Origin of the sequence: Parafilimonas sp. (assembly GCF_047606085.1) — a bacterium.
Lineage (GTDB): Bacteria > Bacteroidota > Bacteroidia > Chitinophagales > Chitinophagaceae > Parafilimonas.
The window spans coordinates 1-14,217 of sequence record NZ_JASGEX010000100.1 but is presented as its reverse complement, the minus strand read 5'-3'; the positions used below and the strand labels follow the sequence as shown (position 1 = coordinate 14,217).

The 14,217-nt window shown below is 42.7% G+C and carries 12 protein-coding genes; 8 read left to right on the top strand and 4 right to left on the bottom strand.

Annotation, left to right across the window (positions count from 1 at the left end):
- Positions 1–192, top strand: a 192-nt coding sequence (locus QM629_RS08680) for a hypothetical protein (RefSeq protein WP_415159223.1), incomplete at its 5' end; no start/stop codon positions are given.
- Here the strand turns inward: QM629_RS08680 and QM629_RS08675 are convergent.
- The gene (locus QM629_RS08675; RefSeq protein ID WP_415159221.1) at positions 189–1,607 is read right to left on the bottom strand and encodes a CCA tRNA nucleotidyltransferase; all 1,419 of its coding nucleotides are present in this window, start codon (positions 1,605–1,607) and stop codon (positions 189–191) included. The two genes, QM629_RS08680 and QM629_RS08675, sit on opposite strands and share 4 nt — an antisense overlap.
- 42 nt (positions 1,608–1,649) lie before the next feature.
- Positions 1,650–2,225, bottom strand: a complete 576-nt coding sequence (locus QM629_RS08670) for an L-threonylcarbamoyladenylate synthase (protein ID WP_415159219.1) — start codon at positions 2,223–2,225, stop codon at positions 1,650–1,652.
- A gap of 114 nt (positions 2,226–2,339) precedes the next feature.
- Here QM629_RS08670 and QM629_RS08665 point away from each other — a divergent pair, with 114 nt between their 5' ends.
- From QM629_RS08665 to QM629_RS08645, 5 genes are all read left to right on the top strand, one after another.
- Complete coding sequence (locus tag QM629_RS08665; RefSeq protein ID WP_415159217.1) at positions 2,340–3,176, top strand: glycosyltransferase family 2 protein; 837 nt, start codon at positions 2,340–2,342, stop codon at positions 3,174–3,176.
- Positions 3,177–3,210: 34 nt separating this feature from the next.
- Positions 3,211–4,023, top strand: coding sequence for a 2,3,4,5-tetrahydropyridine-2,6-dicarboxylate N-succinyltransferase (locus tag QM629_RS08660; RefSeq protein ID WP_415159215.1), 813 nt, complete (start codon positions 3,211–3,213; stop codon positions 4,021–4,023).
- A gap of 41 nt (positions 4,024–4,064) precedes the next feature.
- A complete protein-coding gene (locus QM629_RS08655; RefSeq protein WP_415159213.1) occupies positions 4,065–5,555 on the top strand; it encodes a phytoene desaturase family protein in 1,491 nt (496 codons plus the stop codon).
- A 139-nt stretch (positions 5,556–5,694) separates the two neighbouring features.
- The gene (locus QM629_RS08650) at positions 5,695–6,546 is read left to right on the top strand and encodes a phytoene/squalene synthase family protein (protein WP_415159211.1); all 852 of its coding nucleotides are present in this window, start codon (positions 5,695–5,697) and stop codon (positions 6,544–6,546) included.
- A 222-nt stretch (positions 6,547–6,768) separates the two neighbouring features.
- Positions 6,769–9,327 carry a phosphoenolpyruvate carboxylase gene (locus QM629_RS08645; RefSeq protein ID WP_415159209.1) on the top strand — a complete coding sequence of 853 codons (2,559 nt, stop codon included), beginning with the start codon at positions 6,769–6,771 and terminating at the stop codon, positions 9,325–9,327.
- Positions 9,328–9,409: 82 nt separating this feature from the next.
- Here QM629_RS08645 and QM629_RS08640 read toward each other — a convergent pair whose 3' ends face one another.
- Positions 9,410–9,988 (bottom strand): inorganic diphosphatase, encoded by a 579-nt coding sequence (locus QM629_RS08640; protein WP_415159207.1) that lies wholly within the window; start codon positions 9,986–9,988, stop codon positions 9,410–9,412.
- A 238-nt stretch (positions 9,989–10,226) separates the two neighbouring features.
- Here QM629_RS08640 and plsY point away from each other — a divergent pair, with 238 nt between their 5' ends.
- Entirely contained in the window at positions 10,227–10,892 is a 666-nt protein-coding gene (gene plsY, locus QM629_RS08635; protein WP_415159205.1) for a glycerol-3-phosphate 1-O-acyltransferase PlsY, read from the top strand.
- 38 nt (positions 10,893–10,930) lie between these two features.
- On the top strand, positions 10,931–11,740 hold the full coding sequence (locus QM629_RS08630) for a M48 family metallopeptidase (protein ID WP_415159203.1): 810 nt from the start codon (positions 10,931–10,933) through the stop codon (positions 11,738–11,740).
- Between the two features lie 226 nt (positions 11,741–11,966).
- On the opposite strand, the gene rpsA is transcribed toward QM629_RS08630, so the two are convergent.
- Positions 11,967–13,943 carry a 30S ribosomal protein S1 gene (gene rpsA, locus QM629_RS08625; RefSeq protein ID WP_415159201.1) on the bottom strand — a complete coding sequence of 659 codons (1,977 nt, stop codon included), beginning with the start codon at positions 13,941–13,943 and terminating at the stop codon, positions 11,967–11,969.
- Positions 13,944–14,217: the final 274 nt, after the last annotated feature.

The following is a 14,217-nucleotide window of genomic DNA, read 5'->3' as shown; positions in this document are numbered from 1 at the left end:
CGGTGGGCAAATGAAACGGTTTTGATATTGAACCCGCTGCGGCGGGTTCAACAAAAACTTCGACATTTTTACCGTGAGTTTCGCTCACGGCTATTCAAATTCAAGCCCTTTGGGCTTAAGTTGACGGCTATGGTGTATCACCGACCGGAAATGTATGAACGGAGCGAAAACCTGAAATACACCCGGTTTTAGGCTATTGGTTTTAAATTAAGCGCAGCCGCTTTTTCAATCATTAATTTATAAGCGGCCGAAAAATCGTTCGGTATTTCGCCGTCCAATATAGCTTCCCTGATGGCATCTTTTATCATGCCCACTTCCCGGCTGGGCGGTATGCCAAAAGTTTCCATAATAATCTCCCCGGTAACAGGCGGCTGCCAGTTGCGTATCTTATCTTTTTCCTCCACTTCAACCAGCCGTTTGCGAACAATTTCAAAATTGCTCACATAGCGCTTTACCTTCGCCTTGTTCTTGCTCGTAATATCGGCTTCGCACAACATCATTAAAGCATCTATATCATCGCCGGCATCAAAAAGCAGGCGGCGTATGGCGCTGTCTGTAATATTTTCTTTCGTGAGGCTGATGGGCCGCAAATGCAGGCCTACCAGCTTTTGCACCATCTTCATTTTTTCGTTTTGCGGAAGCTTTAAGCGGATAAATATTTTAGGCACCATTCTCGCGCCCACCACTTCATGCCCATGAAAAGTCCAGCCTTCTTCCCTGCTGAAACGTTTGGTATCAGGCTTGGCAATATCATGCAGCAAAGCGGCCCAGCGCAGCCACAGGTCGTTTGTTTTGGCAGCTATATTATCCAGCACCTGCAGTGTGTGCGTAAAGTTGTCCTTATGGCCAATGCCATCAATATATTCTGCGCCCTGCAGCTCCAGTAATTTCGGGAATATAATTTTCAGCAGGCCGCTGTCGCGCAGTAAAAACCAGCCGACAGAAGGCTTTTCTGCCAGCATTATTTTATTCAGTTCATCGGTAACGCGTTCCTGCGAAACAATCTTTATGCGCGCTGCATCTGCTTTAATTGCGTTAAATGTACCGGACTCAATTGTAAAACCCAGTTGCGCTGCAAAACGAATGGCGCGCATCATGCGCAGCGGATCGTCGCTGAAAGTGGTTACAGGCTCCAGCGGTGTTTTAATTAATTTCTCCCGCAAATGCTGCAGGCCATTGAAAGCATCAATCAATTCGCCATAATTATTTTTATTCAGGCTTATGGCGAGCGCATTAATGGTAAAATCACGGCGGTTAAGATCGTCTTCAAGCGAGCCTGCTTCCACAGCCGGTTTGCGTGAATGCGCTGCATAGCTTTCCTTTCTTGCGCCCACAAATTCAATGTCAAAGCCGGATACTTTTATTTGCGCCGTGCCAAAATTTTTGAAATAAGCAACCGTCGGTTTGGGATTAAATGATTCAGCCACCTCATGCGCCAGCTTAATGCCATCACCAATGCAAACAATGTCCGCATCTTTTGTTGGCCGGCCCAGCATTTTGTCCCGCACAAAACCGCCAATAAGATAGCCTGGCATGGAAAGCTGTTCCGCCGCCCTTGCTATCTTTTTAAATATTAAAGCTTCCTGGCCGGTTAACTCAATTTGCATAGCCGGCAAAGATAGGCGTGGCATGTTTGCCAAACATGGCATTCAGGGCCGTAATATTTCGGCCTTGCCGTTTTTCCACCGGATAAGGGAAGATGCTGTATGTTCACGCGCATCATCCTGCCGGTACTGCACCACATAATCCACACCGTTTTTTATGGCAGGCGATACCTGTGCAAAACTGGCCGGCGAAGGCTCGCCGCTAAGATTGGCAGATGTGCTTACAACCGGCTTGCGGAAACGTTTAATTAAATGCCTGCAAAACTCATCACTGCAGATGCGGATGGCCACCGATCCATCGGCGTTGCAAACATTTTCTGCCAGGCCCAATGCATGTTCATAGATCACCGTTGTGGGCTTTTGCACGGTTTGCAGGTAATCAAACACAGCCAGGTCGGGCGAAGCCGTGTATTGCAGCACATCTTTTTCTGAAGCCGCCAGTACAACAAAACTTTTTTGCTGCGGGCGTTGTTTCAACTGTATGATTTTTTCAGCAGCCCCGGCATTGGTGGCATCGCAGCCAATGCCCCAGATGGTATCTGTAGGATAAAGAATAGTGCCACCCTGTTTTAAAACTTCCAAAGCCCTGGTAATATCCTGTTCAAACAATGTTTCATTCATGATGTTGTCGTAAAATTTCTCCTGCCATATTAAACAAAAAATACAGTTTTTTGCATTTTCATTGTATGGCAGGCACGATACATTTGCAGCAATAATAAATTCAGTTAACAATTTATGCAACTCTCTGTAATAATCACTACCTATAATTCGCCGGCATGGCTGCAAAAAGTATTGTGGGGCTATGAAACGCAGACTTTTAAAGATTTTGAAATGGTGATTGCAGACGATGGCTCAACAGGGGAAACACGCCTGCTGATTGATAATATGCGCAAAGAAGTTTTTTACCCGGTTCAGCATATATGGCAACCGGATGAAGGCTTTAGAAAATGCACGATACTCAACAAAGCTATTGCTGCATCAAAAACCGGTTATCTTGTTATTTCCGACGGAGACTGCATTCCAAGAAAAGATTTTCTGGAAGTGCATATAAATAGAAGAAAGCAGGGTCATTTTTTATCCGGCGGCTACAGCAAGCTGCCAATGGATATTTCGCAACAGGTAACCAAAGACGACATTTTTAACCAGCGCTGTTTTGATATACGCTGGCTTAAAGCAAATGGCCTGCCTTCCTCTTTTAAAAACAATAAATTTACAGCCGCAGGTTTTAAAGCAGGCTTATTAAACTTCATCACACCCACCAGGGCATCGTGGAACGGGCATAATTCATCGGCATGGAAAAAAGATATTTATGCCATCAATGGTTTTAATGAGCAGATGCGGTATGGCGCTTTGGACAGGGAAATGGGCGAAAGGCTGGAAAACAACGGCATCAAGGGCCTGCAGATAAGGTACAATGCTGTTTGTGTGCACCTTGATCATGCAAGGAGCTATAAAAACAAAGAGGACCTTGCCAAAAATAAAGCTATCTGGATGAAGAGCCGCAGGGAAAAACTTACCTGGATAGAAGATGGGATCATAAAATCAGCCACACCGGTTTTGCAACCGGTATAAATTAATTACTCAATTATAAAATCAAATTTCTAAAATGGAATTGCAATCGCTTATTCTTGAAGCATGGAACAACCGCGAATTACTGAAAGAAGAAAAATATGCTGATGCTGTAAAAGCAGTTATTGAAGAGGTGGACAAAGGCAGGCTGCGCACTGCATTGCCAACCGGTGATGGCTGGGCGGTGAACGAATGGGTAAAACAGGCGGTGCTTTTATATTTTGCCATTCAGCCCATGCAAACAATGGATGCGCCGCCCTTTGAATATTATGATAAAATCCCGCTGAAGAAAAATTTTAAAGATATAGGCGTAAGGGCATTGCCCGGCTCTGTGGCGCGTTATGGCGCCTACATTGCCAGAAATGTGGTGCTGATGCCAGGCTTTGTAAACATTGGCGCTTATGTGGATGAAGGCACAATGGTGGATACCTGGGCCACTGTGGGCAGTTGCGCACAAATAGGAAAACATGTGCACCTAAGCGGCGGTGTGGGCATAGGCGGCGTGCTGGAGCCTTTGCAGGCAACGCCCGTTATTGTTGAGGACGGTTGTTTTATCGGCAGCCGCTGCATCGTGGTGGAAGGCGTTATCGTTGAAAAAGAAGCGGTGCTTGGCGCCAATGTGGTGCTTACGCAGTCAACGAAAATTATTGATGTAAGCAAATCTTCACCGGTTGAATATAAAGGGCATGTGCCTGCAGGAAGCGTTGTAATTCCCGGCACTTACAATAAAGACTTTCCGGCAGGTTCTTTTGGTGTTAGCTGCGCGCTCATTATTGGCCGGCGCAAAGAAAGCACCGATAAAAAAACAAGCCTGAACGATGCCTTAAGGGATTTTAATGTAAGCATATAGCTTTATCATAATCAGGATATTCTTTACCGGAAATTCACGAAGTGCATTCAAAAAATGTTGTAATCATAGGCAGCGGGTTTGCAGGCATTTCCGCTGCCTGCTTCATGGCAAAAGCAGGTTACAAGGTTGTTGTGCTTGAGAAGAACGAACAGCCCGGCGGCCGTGCAAGACAATTAAAACTGGAAGGTTTTAGTTTTGATATGGGCCCGAGCTGGTATTGGATGCCCGATATTTTCGAAAGGTTTTTTAACCAGTTCAATAAAAAGGCAAGTGATTTTTATGACCTGATAAGGCTAAATCCCTCCTATCGCATTTACCGGCAAAACGACACAACCGATGTTCCCGCAGATTATACCGCTTTAAAAGATTTGTTTGAACAACTGGAACCGGGCAGCGGCAAAAAGCTTGATATATTTTTAAACGAAGCGGCATACAAGTATAAAACCGGCATGCAAAATTTTGCTTATAAGCCCGGCCTTTCGCTAACTGAATTTTTAGATGCAGATTTAATAAAAGGGATTTTTAAGCTTGATGTTTTTACCTCTGTAAAAAAACATGTAAGCAAATATTTTAAGCACCCGCATATACAGCAATTGCTTGAGTTCCCGGTTTTATTCCTTGGCGCTTTGCCCGAAAAAATCCCTGCCTTATACAGCCTGATGAATTATGCCGATATTAAAGGCGGTACCTGGTTTCCCAAAGGCGGCATGTACAGCGTTGTTAATGCCATGTATAAACTTGCCATTGAGCTTGGCGCAACATTTCAGTTCAATAACAATGTAATTAAAATCGAAGTGGAAAATAAATCGGCCGGCAAAGTTCATGTACGGCATCCTGACGGTTCCACTTCGGCGCACAATGCAGCCATTGTAATTGCCAACGCAGATTATCATTATACGGAGAACAGCTTATTGCCCGCCGCATACCGAAACTATTCAGAAGCGTACTGGAATAAAAAAACAATGGCGCCTTCCGCTTTACTATATTATGTGGGATTAAATAAAAAGCTGGAAAATATTACACATCATTCATTATTCTTTGACACCTCTTTTCAGCAGCATGCAAAAGAAATTTACCACACAAGGCAATGGCCTGAAGATCCTTTGTTTTATGTAAGCGCCCCAACTGTTACTGATGGTTCACTGGCGCCTGAAAACTGCGAAAACCTGTTCTTGCTCATTCCTGTAGCAGCAGGATTGAATGGCGATACCGAAGAACTGCGGGATTATTATTTTGAAAAAATAGTATCGCGTTTTGAAAAAAGAATTAACCAGCCGGTTAAACAGCACATCATCTTAAAAAAGGCTTTTTCATACAGCAATTTTATTCATGATTACAATGCCTATAAGGGCAATGCTTATGGCCTGGCAAATACATGGATGCAAACAGCCATTATGAAACCTTCCATCAACAATAAAAAAATAAAAAACATTTTTTACACCGGCCAGTTCACCGTGCCCGGCCCGGGTGTGCCGCCTGCATTAATAAGCGGCGAAATTGTTGCAAAGCATATCATTAATCTGAACAAATAGAAAACATTATTGTCCGGTTAGCATGAGCTTAAGCCTGTGGTTAGTAAAAACAAGCCCGGGAGAAAATAATTTTAGCCGTGCAACAATAGTTCAAAAACTTGCATTAATATGTAATTCTAATTAAGTTGCAGTAACAGGTATGATTGACCTCTTTCATAAAACAAGCCAGCAATGCAGCAGGATAACCGCTGAGAACTACAGCACTTCGTTTGCCGCCGCCATAAGATTGCTGCATAAACACATCCGGCCGCATATTTATAATATTTATGGTTTTGTTCGTTTTGCAGATGAAATTGTTGATACATTTCACAACTATAACAAGGAGTCACTGCTTAATAACTTCAGGAATGAAACATATAAAGCTATTAATGAAAAAATAAGCCTCAATCCTATCCTGCACAGCTTTCAGCTCACCATTAACCAATACCATATTGACATCAGCTTAATTAACGCTTTCTTTAACAGCATGCAATGCGATCTTGATAAAAAATGTCATACAGAAACCTCATACAAGGCATATATTTATGGCAGTGCAGAATCTGTAGGCTTAATGTGTTTGCACATCTTTTGCCACGATAAAGAAAATTTATATGAAGCACTGAAGGAGTATGCAAAAAGCCTCGGCGCTGCCTTTCAAAAAGTAAATTTTTTACGCGATATAAAAGCAGACAATGAACAGCTTAACCGCATGTATTTTCCCGGCTGCTGTTTTAAAAACTTTACCGGTCCCTGCAAAAAACAAATAGAACAGGATATTCAGAAAGACTTTGACCATGCTTACCAGGGCATTTTGTTATTGCCTGCAGAAGTAAGGCTTGGCGTTTATATTGCATACCGGTATTATTTATCGCTGTTTAAAAAAATAAAACGCCTGCCGCCAAAAGCAATATGTAAAAAAAGAATACGGCTTAGCAATCATATAAAATTCTTTATGCTGGCCAGAGCAGGCCTGCAATACCGGCTGCATAATTTAGGATTCAATGCCATTTAGTTAAGACACAATCTTAAACTTGTAAGCTTTAAATAAAAAAAACAAATAACAGCCAAACAACCCGTGCCCTGTGAACATAACCTGTAAACCTTAAATAAACAACGTTGATTCAGGATTAAGCGTTTCTTTAGCCAGGGGCAAACAGCAGCATCAAACTGTTAATTTTTATAGCTCCTCAAAATATTAATCAGCCATAAATTATTTATTTATATTTATCGCGTTATGAGCAGTACATCTTCAGCAGCACTGCAGGAGTTTAAAAGTCTTGTTGCGCTTAAATTTCAACTGTATAATAGTTTATTTACTTCATTGCCATTTCACCGTATAGAAAAAACCGGGGTGTTGCTTTCTTTATTTTTACTGGAGTGCGAAGAAGGTTTTAGCAGGGAACAAAGCCCCGCAGAGATAATTGACAGGTTCCTGCAAAAAAACACGCCTTACGATAAGGAGGAAGAATGGATAGACCTCTTATTTCGCTTTGTGCAATATGCCGAAAGGCAGGTGGTTTTATTTGATGCGATAGAAGACGCCGCCTTTACGCATGTGAATGATGTAAACGGGCCCGGCACCATAAAGCAATTGTGTTCCCAGATAACACAAATGCAAAAGGATGATGCGTTTGTAAAAAAACTGAACGATTTTGCCGTGCGCATTGTATTAACGGCGCATCCTACCCAGTTTTATACAGGCGAGGTTTTGGGCATTATCAATGATCTTAACAGTGCGCTGCAAACAGACGACACGGAAGCTATCAATAACTATCTGCAGCAGCTTGGCAGAACGCCTTTCCTAAAAAAACAAAAGCCTACGCCCTACGATGAAGCAGTAAGCCTTTTATGGTTTCTGGAAAATGTATTTTATGATGCCGCCGGAAACATTATGTCAATCCTGAAAAACGACCTGCAGGAATTTGAGCGCATTACGCATCCCTTGATTCAAATGGGTTTTTGGCCCGGCGCAGACAGGGACGGAAATCCATTCGTAACTACAGACATAACTTTAAAAGTGGCTGAAACGCTCCGGTTTGGCATTCTGCGCTCTTACCATAAAAATGCACGGTGGCTGAAGCGCCGGCTTACATTTAAAGGAACACAGGAGCTAATCACCCTGCTTGAAAAACGGCTGTATGATAACCTCTATGGCGGCGCTGATGCGGAACAGATAACGCAGGAAGAAATTAAACATATACTGCTGCAGATAATTGATGCGCTTCATGCCAATAACGACCTGTTCATACAGGATGTATATAAACTGCTGTTTAAATCGGAAATATTTGGTTTGTATTTCGCCTCGCTCGATATACGCCAGGAAAGCACCGTGCATTCCAAATTTTTTGAAGCGCTTGCAGCGCAAAAAATTTTATCGCAGGGTTATGCGGGATTTGATGAAAGTAAAAAGATAGAAGCCTTATTAAAATTACATGAACAGGCAGTTTCATTCAGCGATAACGAGCTTTTTAATGATACCATAAAATCGGTTAAGGCTGTAAAAACCATACAGGAGAGGAATGGTAAAAAAGCCTGTCACCGTTATGTTATAAGCCAGTGCAACAGCGCTTTGAATGTGATAGAGGTTTATGCCTTGTTTTTACTGGGCGGGTGGAAGAAGGAAGCATTAAGCGTTGATATTGTTCCGTTGTTTGAAACAATTGACGACCTGGCCAATGCTTCTGCCATCATGAAAAGATTATATTCGAATAAAACATACAGGCAGCATGTAAAATTGCGCAACAATACGCAAACCATCATGCTGGGCTTTTCGGATGGCACAAAAGACGGTGGTTATTTAATGGCCAACTGGAGCATTTACAAAGCAAAAGAGGAATTAACCAGCATCTCTAAAAGCTTTGGCATTGATGTAATCTTTTTCGATGGCCGCGGCGGCCCTCCTGCCCGCGGCGGCGGCAAAACACATAAGTTTTATGCATCCATGGGCCATGATATTTCAAATAAAGAAATACAGCTAACCGTGCAGGGGCAAACTGTAAGCTCCAATTTCGGCACCATCAGTTCAGCCCAGTTCAATATTGAACAACTAATACATGCCGGTATTGCCAACGACCTCTTCTCTTCAAAAGAAAACACTTTAACCAGAAGCGAAGAAAGGTTATTAAAGCAGCTCTCAGAAGATAGTTATGAAGCATATATTCAGTTAAAAAACCACCCTGCATTTGTTGATTACCTGGCAGAGATAAGCCCGTTGCGTTTTTATTCGGAAACAAATATTGGCAGCCGGCCTGCAAAACGCGGCAAAACCACTTCACTGTCATTAAAAGATTTACGTGCCATTCCTTTCGTTGGCTCTTTCAGCCAGTTAAAGCAAAATGTAACGGGTTATTATGGTGTGGGAACGGCTTTGAAAAAGGCAGAAGCGTACCGCAAATGGAGCAGCATTGAGCAGTTGTATAAGCATTCATTGTTTTTCAGAACGCTGATTGATAACTGTGAAATGGCAATGATGAAATGCTATTTCCCGTTAACGCAATACCTTTCCAATAACCCGCGCTATGGCAAGCTCTGGAACATGATGTATTCAGAGTATAAGCTTACGCTGCAGTATTTGCAAAAACTTACCGGCAATGATGCACTGATGGCAGGCTATCCTGTAGAAAGCTCAAGCATACACATGCGCGAAAGGATTGTACTGCCGTTGGCAACCATTCAGCAATATGCATTAATGCAGCTGCGTGCAAAAGATAAGCTGGCATTTAAGGAAAAATACGAAAAGCTGGCTATGCGCTGTTCTTTCGGGATTATTAATGCCGGAAGAAATTCTGCCTGAAATTGCCGCACAGGCACTGCATGCAAAACAAAAAGGGTTTCATAAAAAATGAAAACCCTTTTTGTTTAGTTTCAAAGGAAATCTATTGTGCCTGTTCAAGCAGTTTGGGCACTTTATCAATGAATTTCTTTTTATACAAAAGCATGGCATCTTCAATTATATCCAGCGCTTTTGCCTTGTCGCCAAAATCAGAAACTTTAACTGATTTTCTTTCAAGCGTTTTATATTCTTCAAAGAAATGCCTCAGTTCATTAAAGAAGTGCTGCGGGATTTCTTCAATATTATTATAGTGGTTTACGCCCGGGTCATTATTGGCAACAGCGATGATCTTATCATCAGCGTCCCCGCCATCCACCATTTGCATAACGCCAATAACTTTAGCCTCCATCAGTGTAAGCGGCTGTACAGGCAAAGATGTAATTACCAAAATATCGAGCGGGTCTTTATCGTCCCCATAAGTACGGGGAATAAAACCATAGTTGCATGGATAATAAAAAGAAGAATAGATAACACGGTCCAGTTTAAGCAAACCACTTTCTTTATCAATTTCATACTTACATCTTGAGCCCTGCGGAATTTCAATAACAGCATTAACAATCCGGGGCGCCTTGTCTCCGGGGGTTACACCATGCCAGGGATGAAGAACAGTAGTTGTAGTCATAATCGGTTTTTTGCAAATGTAACTTTTTGCAGGCTTTTCAGCCAGGGTAATTTGAAGGGTTATGCCGGGCATTAAAAATTAAAGCAGGAAAATGTTTACAAATAAATCATCCTTTATATATTTATGTTTTTTGAAATCAGGTTCATATTTGGTATAAAAGGTAAACAATTTTATCGAAAGTTTTATACTGAAATGCACTTATATTTGTGTTTGCTTTATTAACCTCGTTTAGTTCCCGATGAATGAATTTTTTTTAATTATAGCGGCATACCTTATTGGCTCTGTACCAACCGCCATTTGGGTGAGCAGGTATTTTTTTGGCATTGACATTCGTGATTATGGCAGCGGTAATGCAGGTGCCACGAACACGTATCGCGTGCTTGGCTCAAAATGGGGAACATTTGTAATGATCACCGATATGGTTAAAGGCGTTATTGCCACTTCGCTGTATATTTTAATTCCGTATTACGTTACAAAATCCAACGACTGGGACAGAACCAACCTTATGATCGGGCTTGGCCTTGCCGCGGTTGCCGGTCATATTTTTCCTATATGGGCAGGTTTCCGGGGAGGAAAGGGCGTAGCCACCCTGTTTGGAATGATATTGGCTATTCAGCCTGTTGTTGCTGTATGCTGTGTAGGGGTGTTTTTGCTGGTTTTGTATTTAACAAGATTTGTATCGCTCAGTTCCATTTTATCCAGTGTGGCATTTGCCGTATTTATACTTTTTATTTTCAATGATGATGTTACATTGTATAGAATCTTTTCTGTAGCAGTTGCCTTAATGGTCATACTCACGCACCAAAAAAATATAAACCGGTTGCTGAACGGCACGGAAAGCAAAGTGCCAATCTTAAAACACCGCGACCGCCGCCGCAGCAACAGGCAAAAAAGAAGACGCTGATCTTCTATCTTTCATAGCAGTTGAATTTTATTTATTTTATGAAACCGAAAATCATCCTTCTGCTTGCCAGTACAGCAAGTTTACATTTTTTTTCCTGCACACGAAATGCCATCACCGGGAGAAGCCAGCTTTCCCTTGTGCCCGAATCTGAAATGCAGCAAATGGCCATAACACAGTATAACCAGTTCCTTAATGAAAACAAGGTTGTTCCAAAAACAAATGATAATGCCGAAATGGTAAAGCGCGTTGGCTCGCGCATAGCTTCAGCTATTACAACATACTACCGGGAAAAGGGCATTACAAACGATATTGCCAATTACAAGTGGGAATTCAATCTCGTACAAAGCAGTGAAGTAAATGCCTGGTGTATGCCTGGCGGCAAAGTGGTGGTTTATACCGGCATTCTTCCTGTAACACAAAATGAAGATGCTTTGGCCATTGTACTGGGCCATGAAATTACACACGCAATTGCAGGCCATGGCCGGGAGCGCATGAGCCAGGCTATGGTAGCACAGGGTTTGCAGGTGGCAGGCAATGTTGCACTGGGAAGCAATCCTAAAACCGTGAATATATTCAATAATATTTACGGGCCCGCGGCGCAGGTGGGCGTATTACTGCCCAACAGCCGCAACCAGGAATCAGAGGCGGATCATTACGGGTTGATTTTTGCCGCCATTGCAGGCTATAATCCACAGGAAGCTATTCCTTTCTGGACACGCATGGCAAATCTGAGCAAGGGCAGCACATCACCTGTTTTTTTAAGCGACCATCCCAGTGATGCCAGCAGGATACAAAAGCTAAAGGCATTAATGCCTGAGGCGCTTGCTTATTATAAACCTTCCAAATAACTGCCCTTTGCTTATGTTTACAAGTTCACGGGTTGCTTAAAGTTTAATGTTTGACCATAGCCTCGCAGGTTTAATTGTTTAGAATTCTATCCACCGAGAGTAGGTCTGTAAAGTTTAATTCAGTGTTTTTATATTGACACGACGTTATTACAATAAAGGCCTTGCTGCTACAGCATTAAAAAACCCCGCGGCTGCGGGGTTTTTTAATGTTTTATAACCAGAAGCATTATTTTTCTTCTTCCTTCTTAAGCTTCTCTTTAATTTCAGCCAAAGCGCTAAGATCGCCAAGTGTAGCTTTTTCAACCTTATTCTGAATGTTCTTAACCGTTTTGCGTGTTTTTTCAGATTCGGCCCTTGCTTCTTTCTTAGCCGTTTCCTGCTGAGCAGCTTTTGCCTGCTCCCATATCTTGGTATGGCTTACAAGAATACGCTTTTCGTTGCGGTCAAATTCAATCACCATAAAGGCTGCCGTTTCATCTGCCACCAGGCTCTTGCCGTCTTCCTTAATCAGGTGGCGGTTAGGTGCAAAACCTTCCAGGCCGTAAGGTAACTGAACAATAGCGCCACGATCATCTTTGCGTATAATAGTGCCCTCATGCACGCTGCCCACTGCAAAAGTATCCTGCAAAGCCGTCCATGGATCTTCTTCCAGTTGTTTATGGCCGAGCTGCAGTTTACGGTTCTCTTTATCAATGGCCATGATCAGCACATCAATTTCTTCACCTGTTTTTGTGTATTCACCAGGATGGTTGAAGCGTTTCAGCCAGCTCAGGTCGCTGATGTGAATCATACCGCCAATACCCGGTTCAAGCTCTACAAATACACCGTAAGGCGTGATGTTTTTAACAACGCCTTTGTGTCTGCTGCCTTCCGGATATTTGGTTTCGATATTGTTCCAGGGATCTTCTGTAAGCTGTTTGATGGAAAGGCTCATTTTGCGGGACTCTTTATCCAGCGTTACCACTTTGGCCTCATGCTCATCACCCAGCTTAAAGAATTCTTTTGCATTGATAGGTGTATTGGCCCATGTAATTTCACTCACATGCACCAAACCTTCTATGCCCGGGAGAATTTCGAGGAAAGCGCCATAGTCTTCAATATTAACCACTCTGCCTTTTACAATTGCGCCTTCGTGTATAAATTCAGGCAATACATCCCACGGATGCGGGGTAAGCTGTTTTAAGCCAAGGCTGATGCGTTTTTTATCGTCATCAAAATCAAGCACAACCACCTGCAGTTTCTGGTCCATCTTCACCACTTCGCTCGGGTGAGAAATACGTCCCCATGAAATATCGGTGATGTACAGTAAACCATCTAAGCCACCGAGGTCCATAAATGCGCCAAAATCTGTAATGTTCTTAACAGTGCCTTCAAGCACCTGGCCTTTTTCCAGCTTGCTGATAATCTCAGCACGCTGCGCTTCGATATCGCTTTCAATTAATGCTTTGTGCGATACAACGGCATTCTTAATGGCTTCGTTAATCTTAACAACTTTAAACTCCATTGTTTTTCCCACAAACTGATCGTAATCCGTTACGGGCTTAACGTCAATCTGTGAACCTGGCAGGAATGTTTCGAGGCCAAATACATCCACAATTAAGCCGCCTTTGGTTTTGCTGGTAACAAAGCCGGTAACCACTTCACCGGTCTTATGCACTTCAACAATGCGTTCCCATGCACGAAAAACACGCGCCTGTTTGCGGCTAAGGTGCAGGTTGCCATCGCGGTCTTCTTTTTCAACCACCATTACTTCCACAATATCGCCCACTTTAAGGCCGGGGTTATCGCGAAATTCGTTGGATGACACCAAGCCGTCGCTCTTAAAGCCAATGTTTACAACCACATCGGTTTTGGTCAGCGCCACCACATTGCCATTTACAATTTCGCCATCTTCAATGGTAACAAAAGTGTTCTCGTACACTTTGTCATATTTTTCCTTTTCATCCTGGCTGTAGTGGGTAACATTCCGTTTGTCAACGCTCCAGTCAAAATCGTCGTGGGCGGCAATCTTTTCTTCCACCGGCTGTGGAAGTGTTTCTGTAACGCTGCTTTCAATTACAGGCTGGGTTGTGGTTTCTTCAGAAGCAGGCGCTTCTTCTGTTACAGGTGCATTTGTTGTCGCTGCAGTTGCTTCTTCCGCTATGGCGGATTCGGCAGACTCCTGTGCATCAGCGTTTGCGTTAGGAATATTATTTTCACTCATGATTAAAAAATCCCGTTGTTTTAAATCGGGGCGGCAAAGTTAGGTAAAATGCAGTAAAAATGCGTATTTATAAGGGCATGTTTGTTAATGAAATCTTTAAGAAAGATAGGAATTATAATTTAACGTGAGTTCGGGATAAGCTTAGATTGTTATTTTCGACCTCATCCCAACCCTTTTATTTCGTGCATATATATTTTTTAATTGCCGCAATGAATGCTTTGCATTTCCAAAGGAGAAGGGCAGGAAAAAAACATGATTTTTTGCATGTTTTATG

Coding starts and splice junctions, on each gene's coding strand:
- QM629_RS08675 (WP_415159221.1), bottom strand. CDS start 1,607: ATGCAAATTGAGTTAACCGGCCAGGAAGCTTTAATATTTAAAAAGATA.
- QM629_RS08670 (WP_415159219.1), bottom strand. CDS start 2,225: ATGAATGAAACATTGTTTGAACAGGATATTACCAGGGCTTTGGAAGTT.
- QM629_RS08665 (WP_415159217.1), top strand. CDS start 2,340: ATGCAACTCTCTGTAATAATCACTACCTATAATTCGCCGGCATGGCTG.
- QM629_RS08660 (WP_415159215.1), top strand. CDS start 3,211: ATGGAATTGCAATCGCTTATTCTTGAAGCATGGAACAACCGCGAATTA.
- QM629_RS08650 (WP_415159211.1), top strand. CDS start 5,695: ATGATTGACCTCTTTCATAAAACAAGCCAGCAATGCAGCAGGATAACC.
- QM629_RS08645 (WP_415159209.1), top strand. CDS start 6,769: ATGAGCAGTACATCTTCAGCAGCACTGCAGGAGTTTAAAAGTCTTGTT.
- QM629_RS08640 (WP_415159207.1), bottom strand. CDS start 9,988: ATGACTACAACTACTGTTCTTCATCCCTGGCATGGTGTAACCCCCGGA.
- plsY (WP_415159205.1), top strand. CDS start 10,227: ATGAATGAATTTTTTTTAATTATAGCGGCATACCTTATTGGCTCTGTA.
- QM629_RS08630 (WP_415159203.1), top strand. CDS start 10,931: ATGAAACCGAAAATCATCCTTCTGCTTGCCAGTACAGCAAGTTTACAT.
- rpsA (WP_415159201.1), bottom strand. CDS start 13,943: ATGAGTGAAAATAATATTCCTAACGCAAACGCTGATGCACAGGAGTCT.